Origin of the sequence: Streptomyces sp. NPDC050416 (genome assembly GCF_044458845.1) — a bacterium.
Lineage (GTDB): Bacteria > Actinomycetota > Actinomycetes > Streptomycetales > Streptomycetaceae > Streptomyces.
The window spans coordinates 220,438-243,975 of sequence record NZ_JBITII010000008.1; the positions used below are offsets into that span (position 1 = coordinate 220,438).

Consider the following 23,538-nt stretch of genomic DNA (forward strand, 5'->3'; position numbering starts at 1 on the left):
GGCTCACCGAACAGGCGGCGGCTCGGCCGGACCGGTCGTCCGCCGCCTGCCTTGGTGAGAGGAGCACCACGCATGTCCGTCGACGGGCCCGTCTCGTCCCGCCGCGCCGTGCTGGCCGCCGCGGCGTTACTTCCCCTGGCCGGCTGCGGCACGGGCGGCCGGGACACCGACCGCGCCGCCCGAGCCGCCACGACCACCCGGCCCGCCCCGGAGCGGAGCCGCCGCACCCCGGCCCCACCCGTCCACCGCCCACGCCTCGCGGACCTGGAGCGCGAGTACGGCGCCCGTGTCGGCGTCTACGCCCTCGCGACCGGCACCGGAGCCACGGCGGTCCACCGCGCCGACGAGCGCTTCGCGTTCTGCTCGGTCTTCAAGGCCCTGGCCGCGGCGGCGGTCCTGCACCACCGCTCCCTCGACGGCCTGGACCGGCGCGTCACCTACACGCGGGCGGACCTCAAGTCCACCTCGCCGATCACCGGACGGCACGTCGCGACCGGCATGACCCTGCGCGAACTCTGCGACGCCGCCGTCCGCTACAGCGACGGCACGGCCGGCAACCTGCTCATGCGCGACCTCGGCGGCCCCGCGAAGCTCACCGCCCATCTGCGCGGACTGGGCGACAGCGTCAGCCGCATGGACCACTACGAGCCAGAACTGCACGAGGTTCGGCCGGAGGACCCCAGCGACACCACCACCCCCCGCGCCGTCGCCACCGACTTCCGCGAGCTGCTCCTGAGCACCGCCCTGCCCGCCGGGGAACGCGCCCTGCTGACGGACTGGCTCTCGCACAACGCCACCGCGGTCGGCGCCCGGCGCATCCGGGCCGGGCTGCCCAAGGGCTGGCAGGTGGCCGACAAGACCGGCACGGGCAACTGGGGCAGGGCCAACGACATCGCGATCGTCCGCCCGCCCCGCACCGCCCCGCTCGTCCTGGCCGTCATGACCGACCGGCCCGGCTACGACACCGAACCCTCCGACACCCTGATCGCCGAAGCCACCGCACGTACCGTCACGGCCCTGGGGTTCTAGAGGCGCCCGGGCCCCCGGCCACCCGGGCCCCCGGTGGCCTATAACGGGGTCATGATCTACCACTCCGTACCGCTCACCGACTGGCAGGCCGCCCCCGGCGGGCCGTACGGACCCGCCTCCCTCGCCGAGGAGGGCTTCGTGCACTGCTCACCGGACGAGCCGACCACGCTCGCCGTCGTCAACGCCTTCTACCGGGACGCGCCCAGGCCCCTGCTGGTGCTCGCCCTCGACGAGACCCGCCTCACCGCACGGGTGGAGTGGGAGGCGGCGGACCCCGCCCCGCCGCCCGGCGTCGACGAGGGCACCCTCTTCCCGCACGTGTACGGCCCCCTCGACCGGGACGCCGTCGACCACGTCCTGGAGGTGCGGTGGGACGAGCAGGGCCGGGCCGTCGGGCTCGGGGACACGAACGGATGAGCAGTACGACAAGATGACCCGGTGAGCGAACAGGAACCACCCGTCACCGACAAGGCCCCCGCCCCCGCCCCCGCCCTGCGCCCGGTCCGTGGCGCGGCCCGCTGTGCCGTCGCCGCGCTCGGCCTCGCCGCGCTGGCCTGGGTGGTCCGGGCGGTCTGGCACATCCGGCTCGCCCTCACCGGGCAGCCGGCCTCCGGCCCGCCGGACCAGGGCGGCACCCACCGCCCGCTGACCGCCCTCGAGGACTCCTACCACCTGGTCAGCTCCGTGGGCGCCGCGGTCACGGTGGTCTGCGCGCTCGTGTTCCTGTCCTGGCTGGACCGCGTCCGGGACAACGCCCGTGCCCTGTCGGGCGCCGAGCCGCGGTACGCCTATCTCTGGCTGTTCCTGGGCTGGGTCGTCCCCGTGGTGAACCTGTGGATACCCCGGGGCATCGTCGCGGACGCCCACCGGTCCGTCTTCCCCGACCGGCCGCTGCCGGCCGTCGTGAACTGGTGGTGGGGCCTGTGGCTGGCCGGTCTGGCCGGGGGCATGGGTGTCCTCTACGCCGACTCCGCGGACGAGGTCATCGCCCGCGCCTACACCGACGTCCTGCCCCTGCTCGCCGCCGACGCGGTGATCGTGGCGGCGGCCGGGACCGCCACCCTGATGATCCGCACGCTCACCACGGCACAGCAGCAGCGCATGGACGAAGCCGCACGCCCCGCCGCCTGAGCGGCCCCTAACGTCCCCGGGGCCGGTACACCGACACCACGAACGAGGCGGTCACCCGCACCGGGATCGCCAACTCCCCGACGCGTCGCCGCAGTTCCGCGTCCCCGACGTGATGTGCGGTCGGACTCATCGCCACCAGGCCGGCGACGTCCTCGGCGCCGAGGCTCATGGCGTACTCCAGCGACTCGGCGCGCTCGTGCCGGAAGCGGTCCGCCAGAGTCCGGCGCAGCCGTTCCTCCTTCCTGGGGTCGACGTCCAGCAGCCCCACGGAGCTGCGCAGTTCGCGCAGATGCCGGTCGCTGGGGGTGACGACGAGCAGGGCGCCGTCCGGCCGCAGGACACGGTGGAACTCCGGCCCGTTGCGGGGCGCGAACACGTTGAGCACGAGGTGGGCGCAGCCGGAGCGGACCGGCCACGGCTGCCAGACGTCCCAGCCGACGGCCTCGCCGCGGGCGTGGGCGCGGGCCGCGGCGCGCAGGGCGTGCGCCGAGCTGTCCAGCCCGAGCCCCATGGCCCCGGGGAGCGCGTCCAGCACCGACGCGAGGTAGTGCCCGGTGCCCGCCCCGGCGTCCAGCACGACGGCGTCGGGCGGGGCGAGTTCGGTGGCGAGCCGCGCGAGGGTACGGGCGAGCGGGTCGTAGTGCCCGGCCCGGAGGAACGCGCCGCGGCACCTGACCATGTCGGCGGAGTCGGCGCTCGCGGCCCGCCGGTGGCCGGTCAGCAGACTGACGTAGCCGTGGCGGGCGATGTCGAAGGTGTGCCGGCCCGGGCACCGCAGCGCGCCGTCGGCGCGTTCCAGGCCCGAGGGGCACAGGGGGCAGGTCAGGAAGGTCAGCAGCCGGTCGGACGGGCGGTGTCGGCCGGTTCCGGCAGGGGTGGTCGGCATGGATGCTCCTCGACAGCCCGGCGGGACGAGGGGCCTCGGCCGAGCTGATGCAGGCGGTGAACGGGGAGTCGTCGGCGCCCGCGAGAACGGCGGGCACGCCGAGGACGGCGACGTGATCGGCTCACGTCGCCGTCCTCACCGCGGTGTCAGAGGAAGCAGTGCGGAATGCCGGTGCATGCCATACGGCCAGGCTACCGGCTGCCCCCGAACGTCACGACGAGCCGCCCGTCGGAGCCGAACGACCAGCGCAGGGCCCCGGCGTAGGAGGAGCAGCGGGAGCCGTTCGAGCCGGACCAGAACTGATTCGAGCTGTCGGAGTTTCCGATGATCCGGTCGTTCGACCCGCTGTTGCACGAGGTGTTGTTCCGGAACACCGACGTGCTGCCCGAGTCGAAGTTGAAGTTGCGCTGCTCGTTGCCGACGCTCACGTTGTCCGAGATCTGCATCGCGCCGGTGTTGCTGTTGTAGGTGAAGCCGTGCTTGCCGTTCTGGTAGGCGATGCTGCGCCGGACGACGTGGTTGACGCCGATGTCGTCGCCGCCGAGCTTGTAGCCGTTGCGGTCGCCGTTGCCGGCCTGGGAGCCGTCGCTGAGGGTGCCGTTGTCGTAGGCGAGGGAGTCCTCGATGGTCACGGCGCCGATGGGGCCGGTGTCCGTCTTGGTGTAGAGGTCGTAGCCGTCGTCGATGTTGTTGTGGGCGACGGTGTAGCGGAAGACGTTCCCGGGGCCGACGGTGAGCTTCGGGGCGAAGCCGTCGGCGTCCTCGCCGTCGGAGTCGACGTTGTCGTGCGACTCCGCGCTCAGGATCAGGTTGTTGGACGGCCACTGGTCCTTGGGCGTGCTGGACAGCGCCCGCGAGAGCTGGAGCCCCGAGTCGCGGTTGAAGCGGGTCACCGTGCGCTCGATGACGTTGTTGCTGCCGCTGAGGAAGATGCCGTTGTCACCGGCCCGTTCGACGACGATGCCCTTGACGTGCCAGTACGACGCGTTGACGGCGAGACCGCGGTTGGCCGGGTCCTCGGCCTGGGCGGAGAAGTTCAGCACGGGGGTCTCGCCCGGGTAGGCGAACAGTTCCGTGCGGTCGCCGGACGTGCCGTTCCTGCCCGCCGGGATGGTGACGGTCTGGGAGTAGCGGTACGTGCCGCCGCGCAGGTAGATCGTGCCGCCCGCGGAGACGCGGTTGATCGCCGAGGTGAGGGTCGTCGGGTTCGACTCCGTACCGGCCGCGCCGTCCGTGCCGCTCGGCGACACGTACAGGACCGGTCCGGTGGGCTGCGGGTCGCTGCCGCTGGTCTCGACGTCGACGTAGTCGATGTTGGGCAGGCCGGCGGAGGTGGTCGGGGCGAGCCGGACGGTGTTGCCGCCCGACCGCAGCGGCACGGTAAGCGTCTTGGTCGCCCAGGTGCTCCAGGCGCCGGTGCCCTCGAAGGACGCGGTGGTGGCCGTCGTGCCGTTGACCACGACGTTCGCGGCGCGTGCGGAGGTCGTGCCGTTGGCGAAGCGGACCTTCAGGGTGGCCGTGCCGGCGGTGGACGCGGTCACGGTGAACTGGGCGTACCCGCCGGTTCCGTTGTCACCGTTGCAGAAGCCGCTGCCGGAGTATCCGGCCCAGTTCGATTCGATGGCACCGGCGCAGACGGCCGGCGACGTCTCGGCCTCGTACCGGACGGTCGCCGCCTGTGCCGTGTTCCCGGACAGTGCGACGAGGCTGCCGGCCAGGAGGCCGACGGACGCGATCACTGGTCTCAGGTGCATCTTCGTCTCCAGAGGGTGAGAGCGGACGCAGGGGACTGGCTGGAGTAAGCGCTTTCTGGGAACGTAGAAGCCTGCCGTGAACGCGTCAATAGACGTGTACATGATTCTCATTCATATTCATGAACCTACGGTCATCCACCCTCTTAACTTCGACGGCTACCGTCCGCCCGTGAGCGAACTGTCGGCTGTGTACCTGCCGGAGCTGACCACCGGGCGGCTGCTGGGCTCCTGGCGGCTGGACGTGCCCGCGCTGCTGCTGGTCGTCCTCCTGGGCGCGCTCTACGGCCTCGGTGTCGCGCGCGTCCGCGGCCGGGGCGGTTCCTGGCCGCTCACGCGCCTCGCCGCCTTCGTCCTGCTCGGGCTGGGCACGATCGTCGTGGCCACGATGTCCGGGCTGGCCGTCTACGACCATGAACTGTTCTGGCCCGCCGCCGTGCAGAACGTCGCCCTCGACCTGCTCGCGCCGCTGGGCCTCGCCCTCGGTGACCCGCTGCGGCTCGCGGTCGAGGCGCTGCCGGAGGGCGGTGCGGACCGGGTGCGGCGGGTCATGACCGGCCGGCTGGTCGGAACGCTGACGTTCCCTCTGGTCAGCACGGTCCTGGTGCTGGCCACGGAGCTGACCGTCTACTTCACGCCGTACTTCGCCACCGCGCTGCGCGTCGGCTGGCTGCACGAGCTGATGTATCTCCATCTGCTGGCGGCCGGCTGCCTGTTCGTCCTGCCGGTGCTCACCCGCGAACAGGCCCTGCCCGCCTGGTGCACCCACCCCGTCCGGGCGGCCCTGGTCTTCCTGGACGGCATCGTCGACGCCCTCCCGGGGCTGGTGGTCATGACGCACGGCACCCTGATCGCGGGCGCCTGGTACCTGCACCACGCGCCGCCCTGGTCCCCCGACGTCCACCACGACCAGCAGGTCGGCGGCGGCGCCATGCTGGGCATCGCCGAACTGGCCGCCCTGCCCTTCCTGCTGACGATCCTCGCCCAGTGGTCCCGCGCCGAGCGCGCCCAGTCGGCGGCACTGGACCGCCGGCTGGACGGCGAACTCACCCCGGCTGCCCCGGAGTCCGGGGGCGGACCGGCTCCCGAACTCGTGCGCCCCTGGTGGGAGACCGAGAGGAGCGAGGTGGCGCAAAGGGTGCGACGCCAGGGGCACGGCGCCGGGCAGGCTGACCCGTACGGCGACCTATGACACCGTTCCTGAAGACTGAGCGGGAGTCAGTCCTGTTACCCCCTGGTGGCCGGCCTCTGATCCGTGTCCGGGTGAGCCGCCGACGGGACCGGCCGGGCCGGGGTCGGTGTCGACGACGTGGTGGGGGGCACGGCCGTCGGGCGGGCGGCGTCGCCCGGGGCGCCGGGGCGGGTCGTGGCCGGGGCCGGGGCCTCGGACGGAGACGCCGATGAAGGTGAAGGCGACGGCGTCGACGCCGGGGGAGAGGGATCCGGTGCCGTGCTCGCGGGGGGCGCCATCGGGACCGTCGGGGAGCGGGCGGGCTCCGAGGCCGTGAAGCGCAGGGGGAGGGCGATGAGGGCCGCCGCCGCGCAGCACAGGCCGGCCCCGGCCGCGACGCGCAGCACCCGCCGCCGGGTCGCCCTGCGGCGGACCACCTCGTACTGGCCGGGGGGCGCGCCCAGGTAGTCGGGGGAGGAGGGCCGCAGGATCACGGCGAGCGGGTCGTCGGGGCCGGACTCCCGGTCATCCGGATCGTCGTCAAGGCGTGTGGTCAAGGCTTCTCCTCAGGTGGACGCGGAGCAGTTCCCGGGCCGCGTGCAGGTCGGCCTTGACGGTTCCTTCCTTGCGCCCGGTCAGTACGGACACCTCCCGGATCGGCATGTCAGCGTAGTAGTGGAGGAGGATCGGGACGCGGAGTCGTTCCGGGAGCGACTGCACGAGCAGCCGCACCGACGGGTCGGCCTGCTCGGGGTGGGGCCGTACGGCGGCTTCCGAGGTGACGCGGTGCATGGCCCTGCGCTCGCGCTCCAGTTTGCGCCAGTGGTCCCGGACGAGGTTGGCCGCGGTGACGTAGAGGAAACCGCGGGGCTCCTCCACCTTCGTCCAGCGGGCCCAGAGCCGGGTGAACGCCTCCGAGGCGATCTCGTGCGCCGTCTCGTCGTCGTCGACGAGCCGGCGGCACCAGCCGGCCAGGCGCGGGTAGAGGGCGGCGAACAGCTCGGACGCGGCCGTCTCACGGGACCGTTTCAACGCTCTCCAGGGGTGGTGGTCTCGGTGCCGCTCAGCGCGGCGAACACGATCACGTTGTCCGCGTATCCGTCGCCGGTACGCGCTCCGCCGCACGTGATCAGCCGCAGCTCCGGGCGGTCCACGTCCCCGTAGACGTCGTCCACCGGGAAGCGGGTTCTGGGGACGGTCCGTACCTCCGTGACGGCGAACTCCGCCGCCGTGCCGTTCTCCAGGCGCGCCACGATCCGGTCGCCGCGGCGCAGCTCGGTGAGGCGGCGGAAGACGCCGTCGCCGTACCTGCCCACCGTGACGTGCCCGAGGATCACCGACGGGCCGGTCCGGCCCGGTGTCGGCGAGTGCCGGTACCAGCCCGCCCGGTCGTCCGCCGTCACCGGCGGCACCCGCACGGTGCCGTCCGGGGCCAGGCCCAGCCGGATGACCGGGGTGTCGACACCGATGACCGGGACCAGCAGCCGGACCGGGACCGAACGGGCCAGGGGGCGGGCCTGCTCGGCCGGGACGGTCCGGTGCGGGGACCGCGGCTGTGGTGCGGAGGTACCGGAGTCCGGCGCCGTCCCCGTGGTGCCCTGGCCCGCGCAGGCCGTGAGCAGGGTCGCCAGCGCCGCCGTGGTGAACGCGCGCCTGGAGAACGTGGTCATGCCCCGGTCGCCCGGCGACGCCGTACGACGACGAACGTCCCGCCGCCCAGGGCGAGCACCGCGGCGGCGCCCGCGCCGATTGCGATGCCGCCGATGCCGGAGTCCGAGGACGCCTCGGTCACACCGGTGTCGGGCGCGCCGCTCGGTACGACGGAGACCTGGTCGTCGCCATCGGCCGGTGCGGGGGCCGGCGCGGCGCTCTCCGCCGGGCGGGCGTCGCTCTGGCCGCGCGTCGGCTCGGCGGGGGCGGCCGTCGGTTCGGCGCTCTCCGCCGGCCCGGGGGTGGGCGCGGCGGCCGTCGGGACCGGGCTCGGGGTCGTCGCCTCGCTCGCGAACGCGGGGCCGGTGCCCAGGAGTACGGCGGTGCCCGCGAGGGCCAGGGCGGTGAGGACGGTTCGGCGCATGGGAACGCTCTCCTTCGTCGGTCCCGCCCGGTGGAGGGCGGGGTGCGTGACGGGTCGAGCGGAGAGACGAGGCGGCCGGGGGGCGGGTTGTAAAGAGATGGCAAAGCCCGTGAAGTCCCGACCCCGCGCGGGGTCCCGTCCGCGCCAGGTGACTGCTGATGCTCACCGACATCGCGAACGGGGGCTCCCCGCTTTCCCACGGGCCGCTTTCCCACGGGCCGCCTTCCCACGGGCCGCTTTCCTTCGGGCTGGGCCCGCGTGGTGGACATCGGGTCATGACGGCTCAACGGATCAAGGCCGGTGCAACAGGCCCCGTTCCATCGCCACCACCACCGCCCTCGTGCGGTCGTTGACGTCGAGCTTGGCGAACAGGCGGAGCAGATGGGTCTTCACCGTGGCCTCGGCGATGACGAGGCGGCGGCCGATCTCGGCGTTGGTGAGGCCGTCCGCGACCGCGTTCAGGACGTCCGCCTCCCGGGCGGTGAGCGGGATCTGAGCGGGCTGGCGCATGCGGGCGACCAGGCGTTCGGCGACCCGGGGCGCGAGCACCGTCTCCCCGCGTGCCGCCGCGTGGATCGCGTCGGCCAGTTGCTCACGGGTCGTGTCCTTGAGGAGGTAGCCGATCGCCCCGGCCTCCACCGCGCGCTCGATCTCCGCGTCCGTGTCGTACGTCGTCAGGATCAGCACCCGGGTGCGGGGGAAACGCGCCACGATCTCGGTCGTGGTGTCCACGCCGTCCAGGACCGGCATCCGCAGGTCGACCAGGGCGACATCGGGCTCGTGGCGCTCGACGAGGGCGAGGGCCGCGCGGCCGTCGCCGGCCTCGCCGACGATCTCTATGCCGGTCTCGGAGGCCAGGAGGGCCACCACTCCGGCCCGCATGACGGTGTGGTCGTCCACGACGACGATGCGCAGAGGGCTGTCCGTCATGCCGTCGCCCCGCTCTCCGAGGCGGTCGGCGGTATCAGCGCCAGCACCCGCGTCCCGTCGCCCACCGAACTCGTCACCGTCAGTCTCCCGCCCAGCTCCGCCAGCCGTTTGCGCATGCCGTCCAGGCCGAAGCCCGACGACGACTCCACCACGAACCCGGTCCCGTCGTCGGTGATCTCGAGCTCCACGCCGTACGGCTGCCGGGCCAGCACCACCCCGACCGTGGAGGCGCTGGCGTGCTTGCGCACGTTGGCCAGGGACTCCTGGGTGCAGCGCAGCAGCGCGATCCGGGTCTGCTGGTCGCACTCCAGATCCGCCAGCTCGGCCTCCACGGTCAGGCCCGTGTCCTCCGCGAAACGGTCCAGGGTCCGGCGCAGGGTCTGCGCCACCGAACCGGCGGCCGCCTGCCCCGGGCGCTGGGGCGAGCCCACCAGCTCCCGGGCCTCGGCGAGGTTCTCCCGGGCCGTCGACTCGATCGACCGCAACTGCTGGGCGCTGCGCGCCGGTTCGGAATCGAGCCCGGCCCGGGCCGCCTCGGCCAGCACGATGATCGAGGCGAAGCCCTGCGCGAGGGTGTCGTGAATCTCGCGTGCCATCCGCTCCCGCTCGTCCGCCGCGCCCTGCCGCTGGTGCGCCTCGGACAACTCGGCCTGCGCCTGCTCCAGTTCGGTGATCAGCCGCGCCCGCTCGGCGCTCTGCCCGACCACCGAATGGGCCCACAGTCCGATCAGCGCCCCCACGGCGACGACGAGCACCGTGGACACGAGCGTCTCGGTGAAGAACTCCACGGTCCAGCCGTCCTGCCGCAGCACGGTCGCGGCGAGCGTGGCGGCCGCGGCGAGCGCCAGGAACGTCATCGAGGCCTTCGGTGTCCGCCCGAACATCCAGTAGTGCGGCAGCGTCACCATGAACAGCGCCGCGTAGTTGCCCCGCAGATACGCCAGCCCACCGAGCGCGACCACCAGCACCGACAGATAGACGTGCGGCCGTACGACCGGATTGGCCGGGAACCGGTCCAGGACCGCGTACGACAGCATCACCACGCCCAGCAGGACCAGTGCCACGTACTTGCTCTCGCCGGGCCGGTCGATGGCGACGAGCCCGGCGGCCATCACGGCGAACAGCAGCCAGCACACCGTGTTCCAGCGGCGCAGTGACGTGGCCCAGAGGGCGTCGGGGGTGGCCCCGGCGAGAGCGGTCATGCCGGTCAACGTACGTCGACCGCCGGGCGGGAGGGAGACCTTTTCTCCGGGGCGGCCGCCGCCCTCCGCCCCGGGCGCGAGGGCCACCAACTCGCCTCGCCCAGCAGCAGCATCGCCGCCGGCAGCACCATCACCCGGACCACGAAGGCGTCGATCAGCACGGCCGCCGCCAGGACGAAGCCCATCTGCTTCATCTCGATGATGTGCAGGAAGACGAAGCTGGCGAACACCGTCGTCATCACCACCACCGCGCTGGTCACCACGCTCGCCGAGGAGCGGATCCCGTCCAGCACGGCCTGCCGCGTGGGCACGCCCGCGAGCGCCGCCTCCCGGATCCGGCTCACCACGAACACCTGGTAGTCCATCGACAGACCGAACAGGATCACGAAGAGGAACAGCGGCACCCGCGACCCGATCGACCCGGTGGACCGGAAGTCCAGCAGCCCCTCGGCCCACGTCCCCTGGAAGACCAGCACGAGCAGCCCGAGCGCCGCCGCCGCGGACAGCAGGTTCAGGGCGACGCCGAGCAGCCCGAGCACCACCGAACGGAAGGCGTACACGGTCATCGCGAACGACACCAGCAGCAACGCACCCAGCACCAGGGGCAGTTTGCCGTTCTGATGGGCGGGATAGTCGGCGTAGCGGGCGACGTCCCCGGACACGCCGTACTCGGCGCCGGTGATCCGGCCGACGGTCGCGGGCAGGAAGCCGTCCCGCAGCCGGTCCAGGGAGTCGTACGCCTCGTCGGAGTTGCCGAGGTACGGCACCCTCAGTTCGAGGGTGTGGGTGCGGTCGTCGGCTGAGGCGCGGACGCGCGAGGCGCCGCTGAACAGCGGGTCGGCCTCGGCCCGCCCGGCCACCTCGCGCAGCGCGTCGGAGACCTCCCCCGACCGCGAGGCGTCGGCCCGCACGACGACCTGGTGGGTCACCCGACGCTCCGGGAACGCCTCGTTGAGCCGGTCGTAGACCTGCATCGCGGGGATGTCCCGGGAGTGCGTGTCCCGGCTCATCTCGGTGATCTTCAGCCCGGCCAGCGGGACGACGAGGGCGAGGAGCGCGAGGACCGAGACGCACAGGGTCGCCAGGGGATGCCGGGCGGCGGGCCGCAGCAGAGCACTCCACGCCCGGCCGCCGCTGGTCCCGCCGCGTACCCGGCGTGCGGGCTTGCCGCGCTCGGCCCGCCGCAGTGCCCGGCGTTCCGCCCGCCGCCCCAGCCTGACGAGCAGCGCGGGCAGGGCCGTCAGCGAACTGGCCACCGAGACCAGGACGACCACGATGGTGCCGGTCGCGAGGGAGGAGAAGATCACGTCGGAGGCCAGGTACAGCGTCGCCGTGGAGGCCACCACCGCGAACCCGGAGACGACGACCGCCCGGCCCGAGGTCGCGGCGGCGAGCTCCACCAGCGCCTCCGAGGAGAGCCGCCCGCCGGAGCGGGCCCGTTCCTCCCGCTCCCGCTTGAGGTAGAAGAGCGTGTAGTCGACGCCGACCGCGAGGCCGATCATCAGGATGACGTTCGTGCCGACCCCGGCGTCGGGCGACACGTGCGAGACGACCATGGAGAGCCCGACCGCCGCCGCGATCGACGACAGCGCCAGCAGCAGCGGCACCCCGGCCATGGTCACCGACCCGAACACCACCAGCAGTGTCAGCAGGGTGACCGGCAGGGTGATCGCCTCGGACAGGGCCAGGTCGTCACTGCGCTGCTGGTCGACTCCCTTGCTGACGGAGGGACTTCCGGTCTCCTCCAGCAGCAACCCGGGGTGGCCCTTCTGCACCGCCGAGGTCTGCGCCACGAGCGCGTCGACCTTGTCCTTCGCGTCCCGCTCCTCGCCCTTCAGCGCCACCTCGACCATCAGGATCCGTCTGTCCTCGGACAGCAACGGGTCGGCCACGCCCGCCACATCGGGCAGCCGCCGCATCCGGTCGGTCAGATCGTCCGCGGCGGCCCGGGCGGCGCCCTCGTCGAGAGCACCGCCCGAGCGGGAGGAGATCAGCACCTGCTCGGCGGCCCTGCGCTCCAGATGCGCCTCGGCAGCCAGGGTTTCGGCACGGCCGGCCTCGCCGACCCGGTAGTCCGCCGTCTTCGCACTGTTCGTGCCGACGGCGCTGCCGGCTCCCAGACACAGGGCCACGAACACCAGCCAGCCGGCGATCGCCCGCCAGGGGTGCCGCGCACTCCAGCGCGCCACCCGCTCAGTTAATGAGTTCATGCCCAAAAGCCTGGCTGAGCTGGGCAGTTGCCGGACAGAGGCACTCGGTTGAACCTGCCGTCCACCGGCCGGTGGACGGCGGCCCTGGGGAAAACCCCACCTTCTCCCGGATCAGCTCGGGGCCAGGACGACCGCCTGGCCGCCCGCCGGGGCCATGGCCACGTCGAGCGTGTCGGCGGCGGTGACGGTCCGGGTGCCGACCACGACGGGGGTCCGGAACGGGCTGGTGCCCGGGGTGCCGTCGGCGTAGACCGTCGCCGTGTAGGTGCCGCTGCCGAGGAAGGACAGGGGCAGGGACAGCGTCCTGGACGATTCGTTCGTCATCGCGCCCAGGTACCAGGTGGGGCCGCTGCGGCGGGCGACCGCGATGTACTCGCCGATCGCCCCGGCCAGGGTGCGGCTCTCGTCCCAGGTCACCGGCACGGCGTTGAACCACGGCAGGCCGGGCCAGTTGGCCGGGTTGTCGTACTTGGACGGCTTGTCGTACCAGAAGAGGAAGTTGAGGGGCTGGTAGTAGACGGCGGCCATCGCCATCTGGTGGGCGTTGGTCGTCTTGTCTCGGGACTGGCCGTAGCAGATCGTGTAGTCCATCGGGCCGCCGATGTTGCGGGCGAACGGAAGCGTCACGTTGTGGGTGGCGGTCGGGAACTGCTCGTTGCCGCGCACGCCTTCCAGGCTGATCCAGTTCGGGTACGTCCGCTCGTAGCCGAAGGGCCGGACGTCGTCGTGCATGTCGATCAGCAGTCGGTACTTGGCGGCCGTCTTCGCCCAGTCGACGATTTGGTTGGTCATCGTCTGCGTGCCGTCGTTGATGAAGCCGAGCTTGACGCCCCGCACGCCCCAGCTCTTGTAGAGGCCGAAGAGGGAGTCGGCGTCGGTCAGCGCGAGCCGGTTGACGTAGAGGAAGACGCCGATGCCCTTGCTCGTGGCGTACGCGATGACCGACGGCAGGTCGATCGCGGCGATCGGCTTCGTCGCGTCCGGGGTGGTGAACTCCGGGCCGTACCAGCCGGCGTCGTACTCGATGTACTCCAGGCCGCGGACCACGGCGAAGTCGACGCCCGCCAGGCCGGCGGCGGTCGAGAGCTCGCAGCGGAAGACCTTGCCGGGCTTGATCCAGGAGGTGTCGGTCAGGGCGTTCGGCGGCGCCAGGTTGAGCACCAGCTCGGCGTTGTCGACGAGTTCGGCGTGGGTGGCCCCGATCACCACCGCGCGCCAGGGCGTGGCGAAGGGCGTGGTGACGGTGGAGGTCGTCTCCACCGGGCCGGTTCCGCGGGCGGTGTGCTCCATCAGGAAGGCGGCGAGGGTGTTGGGCTCACCGGCGACCGAACCCAGCATCAGTCGCGGGTAGTCGAGGCGCGAGGACTCGCAGACGCAGGCGATGAGCCCGCCGGTGAGGGTGGCGGTGAGGGGCAGGTCGGTGAGCGGGCCGTTGTCCGTGGTGGATGTGCCCGAGACGGGTATGGAGCCCGGCGCGACCGGCTCGTAGGCGTTCTCGTCGCGGGCGCTGTAGACGGTGGTGCCGTCGGGGAAGACGAACGTGGTCAGCTCGTCGGCGACGGTGGCGGTGCCCTCGCCGAGGAGGAGGTAGCGCAGGGCGACTCCGGTCCGGTACGCGCGGACCTGGACGCCGAAGCGGATGCCCGAGGCCCGGTCCTCCAGGTCCCAGCGCTGTTCCTGGTGGTGGTCGGTGACAGTCGCGTTGCGGCCGTAGACCGGGGTCCAGGTGGTGCGGTGGGTGCCGTACCGCTCCCGGACCACCCGGACGTCGGCGCCGAGGACGGTGCCGTCGCCGAGCCTGAGGCCCAGGGCCGAAGTGTCGAGCACCGTGCGGCCGTTGCGGCGGGCGGACCAGCGCAGGGCGCCGTCCACCAGGGACAGGGTGACGGCGGTGCCGCCCATCCGGGCGGTGACGCTCTCCGGGCGGCCCGGCTGGTCGTCCTCGGCCCAGGCGGGCCGGGTCGTGGCGATCCCGGCCGCGGCCAGCCCGGCGGTGACGGCCGCGCCCTTGAGCACGACCCGGCGGGAGGCGGCCGTCGGCTGACCGGCCGTTCTGTCCGCGGCGGGCTCTTCCCGGTCTCCAGAGGCTCTCATCGTGGGGACCTTCCCTTGCGGTAAGTGGTAGTAACCGGTTTCTGCGAGTGCAGTTCTACGTGCCCGCGCAAGAGGGGGTCAAGAGGCCGGAAGCACCGGAAACGCGCACACCCCGGGCCCGGGCCCGGTGAGGCCCGGCACCCGGGGTGCCGTAGTGGGGTTCTCGGTCGGTCAGCGCAGGGAACCGAGGCGGTCCAGGCGGTCGTTCACGCCATTGCGGAGCTCGCCGAGGGTCGTGCCCGGAGGGGCCACCTTCGGTGTGGCGGACGGCGGCTGGGTCTCGTCCGCGCAGGCCGTGCCGCGCGCCGGGACCGTCAGGTCCACCAGGTAGCCGGTGACGGCGTCCGTCGCGCAGACGCTGCGCCCGAAGGCGGTGTGGCCCTCGGCCTGGAAGGTGAGCAGCCGGCCATTGTCGAGCGTGCGGGACAGGGCCACCGCGTCCCGGTACGGGGTGTCCGGGTCACCGGTCGTGCCGAGCACCAGGATCGGCGCGGAGCCCCTCGCCCGGAAGGAACCGTCGTAGCGGCTGGGCTTCTCGCCGGTCCACTGGGCGCACGTGGTGGCGTGCTGGTGGTCGTAGAGCGGCGGGCCGTACGCCATGGCCGGGCCGAGCAGCGGAGCCAGCTGGGCGTTGGTGGTGACCTGCCGCTTCAGCAGGGCCGGGCTGCGCGGGTAGTCCTTGTCGACGCACTCGACGACGATGTTCGGGTTGAGGAAGTCGAAGCTGGCCGGGGACGGCGGCCGGAGCAGGAACGAGGTGGTGTCGCGCTGCTGGGCCTTGCGCAGGGCCTGGCCGAGGGAGGGCCAGATGACCTTGCCCTCGTTGATGTTGAACATCAGGCGGTAGACGACGGTGTAGCCGTTCGCCTGACCGCCGTTCGCGGTCGGTACGGGGTTGGCGTCGAGGTCGGCCTTGAGCTTCTCGAACGCGGCCCGGGGGTCGCCTTCCCCGAACCCGCACGTCTCCTGGTCCGCCTTGCACCAGTCGAGGAAGCGGCTCATCGCGCCGTCCAGGGCCAGGTACTGGGGCCGGTCGTAGGCGTACGGGTGGTTCGCGTAGTGCTCGGGGTCGTACGCGCCGTCGAGGACGAGGGCGCGCACCCGCTCGGGGAACATCGCGGCGTAGACGGTCCCGATGTAACTCCCGAACGACCGCCCGTAGTACGTCAGTTGGTCCTCGCCGAGGGCCTGACGGAGCAGGTCGATGTCACGGGCGACGTACCCGGTGCCCACGTACGGCGCCAGCTCGCCCGCGTTGTCCTTGCAGGCCTGGTCGAACGCGGCGCCCTGGCGGACGGCGGTCTCGTAGGCGTCCGGGCCGGGGGCGCCCTTGGCGGCGGTGATGGCCTGCGTGTACGTCGGGTCGTCCCAGCAGGTGACGGCCGAACTGCGCGCGACGCCGCGTACGTCGTATCCGAAGACGTCGAAGGAGTCGCGCAGGGCGGCGGGCAGGCCGGCGTAGTTGCCGCGCACGAAGTCCACGCCGGAGTTGCCGGGCCCGCCGGGCTGGAGGAAGAGCGTGCCCTTCTTCTTGGCCTGGTCCGGGGCCTTCTTGCGGATGACCGCCAGGGTGATGGTCTTGCCCTGCGGGTCGCGGTAGTCCAACGGCACGTCGGCGTTGGCGCATTCGAAGCCGCCCTGGCAGTCGGACCAGGACAGGGACGGCACGGCCGGCTGCCCGTCACCGGGTTCGGGCTGGGTGGCCATCGCCTGGGCGGCGGTTCCGGCGACGGCGAAGGAGACGGCGGCGGCGAGGGCGATCCTCAGACGCGGGAAGCGTCTGCCCGCGCGGGTGCCGGACCGTCTGGGTCCGTGAGCTTGCTCGGTCACTGTGGTGATTCCCCCTCGGGGCGCGGCGCGTGTGTCGTGGCGCACCCTGTGGTGCGGCTGGGTCGTTGAGGTTTCTAGCTCAACTGGAGGGGGAAGGGAACGGCGATCACCCGTGTGGCCCGCCTTCCACGTGATCTCCCCACTACCCGGCGGTAGTTGCGGTGCCGTTCACTTCCGGAACGGTGGAGGGTACGCGGTGCCGCGCGGCCTGGGATCGGCTTCGTAGTCTGAGGGCATCTCCGGTCAAGTGCCAGGCCCGGCCAGCCGGTTCACCCAAGCGAATTGCTCCCCCACCGAAGGACCGTCCAACGTGTCGCTGTCGAAAAACAGTCGTCTCAAAGTCGCCCTCCTGGCCGCCCTGGTCGCGGTCACCGGTCTGACCACGGCGGGACCCGCCCCAGCGGCACCGCCGGCGGTCACCGCAGCGGCCTCAGTGGCCTCCCAGGCGCAGGAGCCCGCCGTACCCACGGGCTTCATCGACCTGCCGACGGGCCCCCTCCGGCCCGAGGGAAGCCAGGAGGTCACGCTCACTTACCGCCACACCACGCAGACACCCACGACCGTCGCCCCCCAACTCCTGCTGACGTCCCCGGACACCGGGCCGTTCCTGTCACCGTCGGACGTCAGGGTGGAGCGGCGCACGGGGCATGGCTGCTGGGTGCCCGTGCGGCTGGGCAGCCAGACGGGGACGCTGTTCACGGATCTCGTGGGGGTGCGGCGGACGTTGGGGGCGGGGGAGACGCTCAGGGAGCGGTATCGGGTGACTGCGCTGAATCCGAAGGCTGGGGGGACGGTGGAGCCGAGGGTGGCGTTGTACGGCTGAGTCGGCGCTCTCGTCTCGCGCAGAAGAGGCTTCACCGGCCCCAACGCGGTGGGTAGGGATGCCGGTGGACGTGCCACAGCAGCACGACGGGGAGGGACGAAGTCGACTCCGTGGAGCGCGTTCGCTCCTCTGCCGGCGACGTCTGCGAGATTTCCTGATGTGTCGTGCCGCTGGGGCGGATCAGCGGCTGAAGGCGACGGATTCAGCGAGGTTCTTCTGGGTTTCGAGCACGGTGAGACGTTCGGTGAGTGCCGCGTGGATTGCGCTGTAGGTGTCGGAGCCGAGAGCCAGGCGCAGGGGCGGGCTCGGGTGGCGGGTGGTGTCGTAGATCGCGGCGGCGAGCTTGGCCGGGTCACCGGTGAAGACGTTCTCGTCTGCGGTTTCCAGGTAGCGCCGGGTCTGGCCGACGACGTTGTCGCGGTAGGCGGTCGTTTCGGTGGTGTATCGCAGGGCCGAAGCGAAGCCGGTGCGGGTGGCGCCGGGCTCGACCAGAGTGAAGTGGATGTTGAAGTCGGAGACCTCGCGGCTGACGCTCTCGGTGAAGCCCTCCAGCCCCCACTTGCCCGCGTGATAGGAGCTGTGAGTGGGGATGCCGACCTGGCCGCCCACGCTGGAGATCTGGATGATCCGGCCTCCGCCCTGCTCACGCATCGGTTGCAGGAAGGCACGGGTGATCATCATCGGCGCGAGCAGGAGCACCTCGATCTGGTCGCGAATCTGCTCGACGGTCATTTCCTCGGCGGCGCCCACAACCGCGTATCCGGCGTTGTTGACCACGATGTCCACCGGCCCGGACCGGAGAGTCCTGCCGACCACCTCGTCCACATCGGCCGGCCTCGTGAGGTCGAGGATCTCGACAGTCAGCCGGTCGCCGTGCGTCTCACGCAGGTCTTCCAGAGCTGCGGGGCGGCGGACCGTCGCCGTGACGCGGTCGCCGTTCTGGAGGGCGTGCTCGGTGAGATGGCGGCCCAGTCCACCGGAGGCTCCGGTGACGAACCAGTGACGTGAGGGCTTGTCGGAGGGGGCGGGCATGGGAGTCTCCTGGAGTAGTGTGATACCGGAACGCATTCCGCTTAAGAGTTAAGCGGAACGCATTCCGGAAAGCAACTGGAGACCGACCCCGAAGGAACCCGCATGTCCGCCACGCCCCGCCGCACCAGGAGTGACGCGCTGCAGAACCGGGAGCGCCTGCTGGAGGTCGCCGCGCAGGCCTTCGCCGAGCAGGGGCTGGACGCCGCGCCTGCCGCCATCGCCAAGCAGGCGGGCGTCGGTGTCGGCACGCTCTACCGGCACTTCCCGACTCGGGAAGTCCTCATCGACGCCGCCTACCGGCGCCAACTCACCCAGGTGTGCGAGAAGGTGAACGACCTCCTCACTCAGCACCCGGCCGCCGAGGCCACCCGGATGTGGATGGAACACTTCATCCACTACGCCACGGCAAAGAGCGGAATGTCCGAAGCCCTCAACGCGGTCATCGCCTCCGGCGTCGATCCATACTCCGACAGCCGTGCACTCCTTACCGACGCCGTGGCCACCCTCCTCGCGGCCGGCGCCCGAGACGGAAGCCTGCGAACCGACGTCGCCCCCGACAATGTCCTACTTCTCATGGGTGGCATCGCCTATTCCGTGCAGCACGGCACCAAAGAGCAAGCCCGCCCGCTCGTCGACCTTTTCATGGACGCGCTGACCAAGGACTCGACCGCGAGCTGAGCCCAAGCCCCCGGACCAGCACGCCAACGCAAGCGAGCGCATTTCGTGGACGAGGCCTGAGTGTCCGGTCACTGCCCCCGGCGAGTTGGTCGACGCGGCCGACGCACAGGTCCGGCAATGCCGTGACCCTGGTGAGCAGCGAGGACGGACAGTGCTCGCCCTGTCCGTCCTCGATTCCGGGCGCGGGCATTCGCGTCGGGCCCCGGGAGGTGGTCACATCACGGCGTCGGTCTGAAGCGGGCCCGCGGCGATGCGCAGTGTGCGGACGCGGACCGGCTCCTCCTGATCGAGACAGAAGATGTGCGCCCGCGGTCCAGTACTCCAGGGTGTCGATGGCGTCCATGAACGTCAGGACCCAGTCGGGTACGGCCGGGCAGGGCGGCGAGGAAGGCGTCGATCTCGCCACACACACGACGCCGAACATCAGGCGCAGAGATCACGGACGCTGTCTCCGGCCGACAACTCGCTCGGCCGCATCCAGCGCCAGACCCCACGGGTACTGTTCCGGCTTCCCCTGGCCCGGCTGGTGGCCAGGATCCCCGGCATCCTCACCGTCAGCGTCGACGTGATGCTCGCCGAACCCCGCCGCTACTGGCTGGACCGGGACCTGACCTCAGGGCTCGGCGAGTTCCACGCGCCGGCGTTGCTGTGAACGCACCGCAGGGAAGAAACGGGACTGTCCGTGGAGAGTCGAGAGCCGAGGAGAGTGCGTCGCGCATGGCCGAACTCCATCCCCCCGTCGAGCCGTACGAGCACGGCATGCTCGACGTCGGCGACGGCAACCGCGTCTACTGGGAGAGCTGCGGGAACCCGGCCGGCAAGCCCGCCCTCGTCCTGCACGGCGGGCCCGGCTCCGGCGCGGGGCCGTTCTGGCGTCGGCTGTTCGACCCGGCGGCGTACCGCGTCGTGCTCTTCGACCAGCGCGGGTGCGGGCGGAGCACACCCGACGCCGCCGATCCGCGGACCTCGCTCGACACCAACACGACACCCCGTCTGATCGCCGACATCGAACTGCTCCGGCAGCACCTCGGCATCGGGGAATGGCTGCTCCTCGGCGGCTCCTGGGGCGTGACCCTCGCGCTGGCCTACGCCGAGCAGCACCCGGGGCGCGTATCCGAGCTGGTCCTCTTCAGCGTCACCAACACCACCCGCCGCGAGGTCGAGTGGGTCACGCGGGACATGGGGCGGATCTTCCCCGAGGAGTGGGCCCGGTTCCGTGACACCGTCCCCGAGGGCGAGCGCGACGGCAGCCTGGTGGACGCGTACGCCCGGATGCTCGCCGACCCGGATCCGGCCGTACGGGAGCGGGCCGCGCGGGAGTGGTGCCGGTGGGAGGACGTGCATGTGTCGACGCACCCCGGGCACCGGCCCGACCCCCGTTTCGAGGACCCGCGCTTCCGGCTGCGCTTCGCCCGCCTCGTCACGCACTACTGGCGGCACGCCGGTTTCCTGGAGGACGGGGCGCTGTTGCGCGACGCCGGAAAGCTCGCCGGCATCCCCGGCGTGCTGATCCACGGCCGGATGGACATCAGCGGCCCTCCGGACGTGGCGTGGCGGCTGGCCCAGGTGTGGCCGGACGCGGAACTCATGCTGATCGGCGCAGAGGGGCACGGGCTGTCGGGCGACGCCACGACGGAGGCCGTGCTGGCGGCGACGGACCGGTTCCGGCCGGTCCGCTTCGCATGAGAAAGACCCCCGCCTGAGTGACCTGTCACCTGCCCCCGGCCGACCGCTTGGCGCCGCACGTCGCCAGACTGCACCACCGGCGCCGCCCGCTCTCGTCGAGGAACAGCCAGCCGCAGTCCCGGCTGGGGCAGCCGCGGACGGTGAAGCGCCGCGGGTCGGAGAGCAGTTCCCCCGCGCTGCGGGCCACCGCGCAGACGGGCAGGCGCAGACCGGCCGACGGCGACGGCTGCCAGCGTCCGAGACCGTCCTGGCCCCGCGTGAAGACCGACAGCCGCGCGGCGTCCTCCACCGCCGCGGCCACCGCCTTGAACGCCCGGCCGTCCTGCGGATCCGTCAGACAGGCGTACAGGTCCGTACGCAACCGCCGGGCCTCGTCGAGGACGGTGGCGGCCTCGGCCGGCTGCCGCAGGGCCTGTTCCCGCAGCCGGGTGACCTGCCGGTCCTCGATCAGATCGAGGTGGCCGGCCCATACGGCGAGCGTGGCGTAGCCGCGCAGCCACTCCGACCCGGGCAGCGGCTCCCCGCCCCACCCGGCATAGGTGTTGCAGAACTCCAGCGCGGGGTGTCCGCTCGTACTCCACGGCAGCAACTGGTCACCGACCCGCACCGCGTAGACGGGCCCGGGGGGCCGGTCGAGCCGGGGGTCGGCGCCCAGGATGCGCTCGTGGAGCGTGCGCAGTTCCCGCCCGGGCTCGATGCCGAGTTCGTCCGCCAGCAGGTCGCGGGTGCGGTCGTACAACTGGAGCGCATCGGCCTGGCGGCCCGCCCGGTACAGGGCGGTCATCTGCGCGCCGACCAGCCGTTCCCGGCTCGGGTGCTCCACCAGCAGCGGCGTCAGATCCGCCACGACACGGTCGTGCAGACCCATGGCGAGCTGGGTCTCGGCTCGCCTCTCCACGGCGGACAGGCGCAGTTCGCCGAGCGTGCCGCCGAGGTGGGTGCGCAGCCGTTCGTCGGCCACGTCCGCGAGCAGCGGGCCGCGCCACAGCCCGAGGGCCTGGTCGTACAGGCGGATCCGCTCCGCGGGATCAGCGCAGTCCGCCGCCTGCCCGACGAGCCCGGCGAACTGCTGGGCGTCGATCGTATGAGGGCCCTGCTCCACGGCGTAACCGTCGTGCCGGGTCTCGACGGACACCCCATGCGGCCTGAGCGCGGCACGCAGGCGGCCGACGTAGGTGTGGACGGTGGCGCGGGCGGCGGCGGGCGGCTCGTCGTCCCACAGCAGGTCGATGAGGCGGTCCGTCGTGACCGCGCGGCCCGCGTGCAGCAGCAGGACCCCCAGCAGGCACCGCTCCTGGCGGCGGCTGCCCACCAGTACCTGCCGCCCCTCGTGGCGGGCGGCGAACGGACCGAGCAGTTGGAACTCCATGGCTGTCCGGCAGCCTAACGGGACGTCGATGGTCAGGCTTTGGTCAGAGGCCGGGAAGAGACTGGCGTACGCCCCTTCCTTCCACCTGTCTCTTCCCAGGGAGAACCATGCGCCGAACAGCTGTCACCACGCTGGCACTTGCCGCCGTGCTCGTCGGGACGCGGCCCGCGTCCGCGGAGCCGGCGCGGGGCTGGGAACCGGCGCCCTCCGCGCCGTGGGACGTCGGCGCCGGTGCGCGGTGCGACTTCCCCGTCCACGGCGAGCCCGTCGTCGACGAGGTGGTGCGGCGCGTGCTGAGCACCTACCCCGACGGCTCCGTGCGGCGGGTCGCGTACCGGGGCGACCTGGTCGTCCGCGTCACGAACACCGAGACCGGCTCCTCGTCCGACGCCGACGCGAGCGGCTCGGCCGTCGTCGAGTACCGGCCCGACGGCTCCCGGCTCTGGGCCGTGCACGGGCCGGTGCTCGTCGGGGTCGGCCAGGACCAGGGCAGTCTGCCGCGTGGGCTGTACCTCGTCGACGGCGTCTACACGATGGACATCAGCCCCACCGGATACAAGTCCGTACGACTCCTCCACGGGACGACGGACGACCTGTGCGCGCACATCGACTGAACGTTCCCCCCGCGGGCGTCGGCCCGGGTGACGGATCCCTCACCCCTCTCTCGCGCAAGGGAGTGGACCGACCGCCTCGCCCGGGCCGATCGTGGGCGGCATGGATGATCACCCAGTGGCACCAGTCGGTCCTGCCGGTCCGGGTACGGAAGCGGAGGAGGCCCGTCGATTCTGGGGACGGCTCGGGCTTCCCGGGCTGGTCGACGTGCACACCCACTTCATGCCCGAGCGGGTGCTGCACAAGGTGTGGGAGTACTTCGACGCGCTCGGGCCGATGACCGGCGGGCTGGAGTGGCCGATCACCTACCGGCAGGAGGAGACGGAACGGGCGGACATCCTCCGGGAGTTCGGGGTGCGGGCCTTCACCGCGATGCTGTATCCGCACAAGCCGGGCATGGCCCGCTGGCTGAACGGCTGGGCGGCCGACTTCGCCCGCCGCACCCCCGACTGTCTGCACACCGCGACCCTCTACCCCGAGCCGGGCGTCGAGGCGTACGTCCGGGAGGCCGTCGAGGCGGGCGCGCGGGTCTTCAAGGCGCATGTGCAGGTGGGGGCGTACGACCCCGCCGACGACCTCCTCCAGCCGGCCTGGGGACTGCTGGCCGAGGCCGGGATCCCGGTCGTGATCCACTGCGGCTCCGGCCCCGCCCCCGGCAAGCACACCGGCCCCGAGCCGATCACCCGGGTACTGGCGCGGCACCCCCGGCTGCGGCTGGTCGTCGCGCACCTGGGGATGCCCGAGTACGAGGAGTTCTTCGCCCTGGCCGAGCGGTACGGGGAGGTGCGGCTGGACACGACGATGGCGTTCACCGACTTCAGCGAAAGCCTCATGCCGTTCCCCCGCCGGGCCCTGCCCCGGCTGGCCGCGCTCGGCGACCGCGTCCTCCTCGGCTCCGACTTCCCCAACCTCCCCTACCCGTACGTGCACCAGCTCCACGCCCTGGAACGGCTGGACCTCGGAGACGACTGGCTGCGGGCGGTGTGCCACGACAACGCGGCGGAGTTGTTCGGGCTGTGAGTGCGTTCCG

General features: G+C 72.2%; 22 protein-coding genes and 1 pseudogene. 10 read left to right on the top strand and 13 right to left on the bottom strand.

The window, feature by feature from the left end; all coding sequences use genetic code 11:
* Nucleotides 1–72: 72 nt before the first annotated feature.
* The 3 genes from bla to ACIBL4_RS25525 are packed head-to-tail and all read left to right on the top strand — an operon-like array spanning nt 73 to nt 2,160.
* On the top strand, nt 73–1,029 hold the full coding sequence (gene bla, locus ACIBL4_RS25515; RefSeq protein ID WP_399413871.1) for a class A beta-lactamase: 957 nt from the start codon (nt 73–75) through the stop codon (nt 1,027–1,029).
* Nucleotides 1,030–1,080: 51 nt separating this feature from the next.
* Nucleotides 1,081–1,446: a DUF952 domain-containing protein gene (locus ACIBL4_RS25520; RefSeq protein ID WP_399413873.1), complete on the top strand. Its 366-nt coding sequence runs from the start codon at nt 1,081–1,083 to the stop codon at nt 1,444–1,446.
* A gap of 21 nt (nt 1,447–1,467) precedes the next feature.
* Nucleotides 1,468–2,160 carry a DUF4328 domain-containing protein gene (locus ACIBL4_RS25525; protein WP_399413875.1) on the top strand — a complete coding sequence of 231 codons (693 nt, stop codon included), beginning with the start codon at nt 1,468–1,470 and terminating at the stop codon, nt 2,158–2,160.
* 7 nt (nt 2,161–2,167) lie between these two features.
* Here the strand turns inward: ACIBL4_RS25525 and ACIBL4_RS25530 are convergent, their stop codons facing one another.
* Nucleotides 2,168–3,046, bottom strand: coding sequence for a putative RNA methyltransferase (locus ACIBL4_RS25530; protein ID WP_399413877.1), 879 nt, complete (start codon nt 3,044–3,046; stop codon nt 2,168–2,170).
* Nucleotides 3,047–3,237: 191 nt separating this feature from the next.
* Nucleotides 3,238–4,800 carry a carbohydrate-binding protein gene (locus ACIBL4_RS25535; protein ID WP_399413879.1) on the bottom strand — a complete coding sequence of 521 codons (1,563 nt, stop codon included), beginning with the start codon at nt 4,798–4,800 and terminating at the stop codon, nt 3,238–3,240.
* Nucleotides 4,801–4,969: 169 nt separating this feature from the next.
* Between ACIBL4_RS25535 and ACIBL4_RS25540 the strand changes: the two genes are divergently transcribed.
* The gene (locus tag ACIBL4_RS25540; protein WP_399413881.1) at nt 4,970–5,989 is read left to right on the top strand and encodes a cytochrome c oxidase assembly protein; all 1,020 of its coding nucleotides are present in this window, start codon (nt 4,970–4,972) and stop codon (nt 5,987–5,989) included.
* A gap of 35 nt (nt 5,990–6,024) precedes the next feature.
* Here the strand turns inward: ACIBL4_RS25540 and ACIBL4_RS25545 are convergent, their stop codons facing one another.
* From ACIBL4_RS25545 to ACIBL4_RS25585, 9 genes are all read right to left on the bottom strand, one after another.
* Nucleotides 6,025–6,525, bottom strand: a complete 501-nt coding sequence (locus ACIBL4_RS25545) for a hypothetical protein (protein WP_399413883.1) — start codon at nt 6,523–6,525, stop codon at nt 6,025–6,027.
* Entirely contained in the window at nt 6,509–7,000 is a 492-nt protein-coding gene (locus ACIBL4_RS25550; RefSeq protein WP_399413885.1) for an RNA polymerase sigma factor, read from the bottom strand. The genes ACIBL4_RS25545 and ACIBL4_RS25550 overlap by 17 nt, the downstream gene beginning before the upstream one ends.
* Nucleotides 6,997–7,638 carry a class F sortase gene (locus ACIBL4_RS25555; protein ID WP_399413887.1) on the bottom strand — a complete coding sequence of 214 codons (642 nt, stop codon included), beginning with the start codon at nt 7,636–7,638 and terminating at the stop codon, nt 6,997–6,999. Before ACIBL4_RS25555 ends, ACIBL4_RS25550 begins: the two co-directional genes overlap by 4 nt.
* Complete coding sequence (locus ACIBL4_RS25560; protein ID WP_399413889.1) at nt 7,635–8,042, bottom strand: sortase-dependent protein; 408 nt, start codon at nt 8,040–8,042, stop codon at nt 7,635–7,637. Before ACIBL4_RS25560 ends, ACIBL4_RS25555 begins: the two co-directional genes overlap by 4 nt.
* A 291-nt stretch (nt 8,043–8,333) precedes the next feature.
* The gene (locus tag ACIBL4_RS25565; protein ID WP_399413891.1) at nt 8,334–8,972 is read right to left on the bottom strand and encodes a response regulator; all 639 of its coding nucleotides are present in this window, start codon (nt 8,970–8,972) and stop codon (nt 8,334–8,336) included.
* On the bottom strand, nt 8,969–10,174 hold the full coding sequence (locus ACIBL4_RS25570; RefSeq protein WP_399413893.1) for a sensor histidine kinase: 1,206 nt from the start codon (nt 10,172–10,174) through the stop codon (nt 8,969–8,971). Before ACIBL4_RS25570 ends, ACIBL4_RS25565 begins: the two co-directional genes overlap by 4 nt.
* A 5-nt stretch (nt 10,175–10,179) precedes the next feature.
* Nucleotides 10,180–12,384, bottom strand: a complete 2,205-nt coding sequence (locus tag ACIBL4_RS25575) for an MMPL family transporter (protein WP_399413895.1) — start codon at nt 12,382–12,384, stop codon at nt 10,180–10,182.
* 111 nt (nt 12,385–12,495) lie between these two features.
* Nucleotides 12,496–14,478 (bottom strand): glycoside hydrolase family 97 catalytic domain-containing protein, encoded by a 1,983-nt coding sequence (locus ACIBL4_RS25580; RefSeq protein WP_399413897.1) that lies wholly within the window; start codon nt 14,476–14,478, stop codon nt 12,496–12,498.
* A gap of 171 nt (nt 14,479–14,649) precedes the next feature.
* Nucleotides 14,650–16,308, bottom strand: a complete 1,659-nt coding sequence (locus tag ACIBL4_RS25585) for an alpha/beta hydrolase (RefSeq protein ID WP_399413899.1) — start codon at nt 16,306–16,308, stop codon at nt 14,650–14,652.
* A gap of 310 nt (nt 16,309–16,618) precedes the next feature.
* Here ACIBL4_RS25585 and ACIBL4_RS25590 point away from each other — a divergent pair, with 310 nt between their 5' ends.
* Entirely contained in the window at nt 16,619–17,131 is a 513-nt protein-coding gene (locus tag ACIBL4_RS25590; protein WP_399413901.1) for a signal peptide protein, read from the top strand.
* A 180-nt stretch (nt 17,132–17,311) separates the two neighbouring features.
* Here ACIBL4_RS25590 and ACIBL4_RS25595 read toward each other — a convergent pair whose 3' ends face one another.
* On the bottom strand, nt 17,312–18,163 hold the full coding sequence (locus ACIBL4_RS25595) for an SDR family oxidoreductase (protein ID WP_399413903.1): 852 nt from the start codon (nt 18,161–18,163) through the stop codon (nt 17,312–17,314).
* Between the two features lie 102 nt (nt 18,164–18,265).
* Here ACIBL4_RS25595 and ACIBL4_RS25600 point away from each other — a divergent pair, with 102 nt between their 5' ends.
* From ACIBL4_RS25600 to pip, 3 genes and pseudogenes are all read left to right on the top strand, one after another.
* On the top strand, nt 18,266–18,841 hold the full coding sequence (locus ACIBL4_RS25600; RefSeq protein ID WP_399413905.1) for a TetR/AcrR family transcriptional regulator: 576 nt from the start codon (nt 18,266–18,268) through the stop codon (nt 18,839–18,841).
* Between the two features lie 526 nt (nt 18,842–19,367).
* A pseudogene (locus ACIBL4_RS25605) lies at nt 19,368–19,493 on the top strand (Lrp/AsnC family transcriptional regulator); the annotation flags it as partial.
* A gap of 65 nt (nt 19,494–19,558) precedes the next feature.
* Nucleotides 19,559–20,527 (top strand): prolyl aminopeptidase, encoded by a 969-nt coding sequence (gene pip / locus ACIBL4_RS25610; protein WP_399413907.1) that lies wholly within the window; start codon nt 19,559–19,561, stop codon nt 20,525–20,527.
* Between the two features lie 25 nt (nt 20,528–20,552).
* Here pip and ACIBL4_RS25615 read toward each other — a convergent pair whose 3' ends face one another.
* A complete protein-coding gene (locus tag ACIBL4_RS25615) occupies nt 20,553–21,896 on the bottom strand; it encodes a BTAD domain-containing putative transcriptional regulator (RefSeq protein ID WP_399413909.1) in 1,344 nt (447 codons plus the stop codon).
* A gap of 107 nt (nt 21,897–22,003) precedes the next feature.
* Between ACIBL4_RS25615 and ACIBL4_RS25620 the strand changes: the two genes are divergently transcribed.
* Both ACIBL4_RS25620 and ACIBL4_RS25625 read left to right on the top strand, forming a co-directional pair.
* Entirely contained in the window at nt 22,004–22,510 is a 507-nt protein-coding gene (locus ACIBL4_RS25620; RefSeq protein WP_399413911.1) for a hypothetical protein, read from the top strand.
* A gap of 100 nt (nt 22,511–22,610) precedes the next feature.
* Nucleotides 22,611–23,528, top strand: coding sequence for an amidohydrolase family protein (locus tag ACIBL4_RS25625; protein WP_399413913.1), 918 nt, complete (start codon nt 22,611–22,613; stop codon nt 23,526–23,528).
* Nucleotides 23,529–23,538 lie beyond the last annotated feature (10 nt).

What these genes read in the sequence shown, in the direction of transcription:
- bla (WP_399413871.1), top strand. Translation starts at nt 73, where the DNA reads ATGTCCGTCGACGGGCCCGTCTCGTCCCGCCGCGCCGTGCTGGCCGCC.
- ACIBL4_RS25520 (WP_399413873.1), top strand. Translation starts at nt 1,081, where the DNA reads ATGATCTACCACTCCGTACCGCTCACCGACTGGCAGGCCGCCCCCGGC.
- ACIBL4_RS25530 (WP_399413877.1), bottom strand. Translation starts at nt 3,046, where the DNA reads ATGCCGACCACCCCTGCCGGAACCGGCCGACACCGCCCGTCCGACCGG.
- ACIBL4_RS25535 (WP_399413879.1), bottom strand. Translation starts at nt 4,800, where the DNA reads ATGCACCTGAGACCAGTGATCGCGTCCGTCGGCCTCCTGGCCGGCAGC.
- ACIBL4_RS25555 (WP_399413887.1), bottom strand. Translation starts at nt 7,638, where the DNA reads ATGACCACGTTCTCCAGGCGCGCGTTCACCACGGCGGCGCTGGCGACC.
- ACIBL4_RS25560 (WP_399413889.1), bottom strand. Translation starts at nt 8,042, where the DNA reads ATGCGCCGAACCGTCCTCACCGCCCTGGCCCTCGCGGGCACCGCCGTA.
- ACIBL4_RS25565 (WP_399413891.1), bottom strand. Translation starts at nt 8,972, where the DNA reads ATGACGGACAGCCCTCTGCGCATCGTCGTCGTGGACGACCACACCGTC.
- ACIBL4_RS25570 (WP_399413893.1), bottom strand. Translation starts at nt 10,174, where the DNA reads ATGACCGCTCTCGCCGGGGCCACCCCCGACGCCCTCTGGGCCACGTCA.
- ACIBL4_RS25575 (WP_399413895.1), bottom strand. Translation starts at nt 12,384, where the DNA reads ATGAACTCATTAACTGAGCGGGTGGCGCGCTGGAGTGCGCGGCACCCC.
- ACIBL4_RS25580 (WP_399413897.1), bottom strand. Translation starts at nt 14,478, where the DNA reads ATGAGAGCCTCTGGAGACCGGGAAGAGCCCGCCGCGGACAGAACGGCC.
- ACIBL4_RS25595 (WP_399413903.1), bottom strand. Translation starts at nt 18,163, where the DNA reads ATGCCCGCCCCCTCCGACAAGCCCTCACGTCACTGGTTCGTCACCGGA.
- ACIBL4_RS25600 (WP_399413905.1), top strand. Translation starts at nt 18,266, where the DNA reads ATGTCCGCCACGCCCCGCCGCACCAGGAGTGACGCGCTGCAGAACCGG.
- pip (WP_399413907.1), top strand. Translation starts at nt 19,559, where the DNA reads ATGGCCGAACTCCATCCCCCCGTCGAGCCGTACGAGCACGGCATGCTC.
- ACIBL4_RS25615 (WP_399413909.1), bottom strand. Translation starts at nt 21,896, where the DNA reads ATGGAGTTCCAACTGCTCGGTCCGTTCGCCGCCCGCCACGAGGGGCGG.
- ACIBL4_RS25620 (WP_399413911.1), top strand. Translation starts at nt 22,004, where the DNA reads ATGCGCCGAACAGCTGTCACCACGCTGGCACTTGCCGCCGTGCTCGTC.
- ACIBL4_RS25625 (WP_399413913.1), top strand. Translation starts at nt 22,611, where the DNA reads ATGGATGATCACCCAGTGGCACCAGTCGGTCCTGCCGGTCCGGGTACG.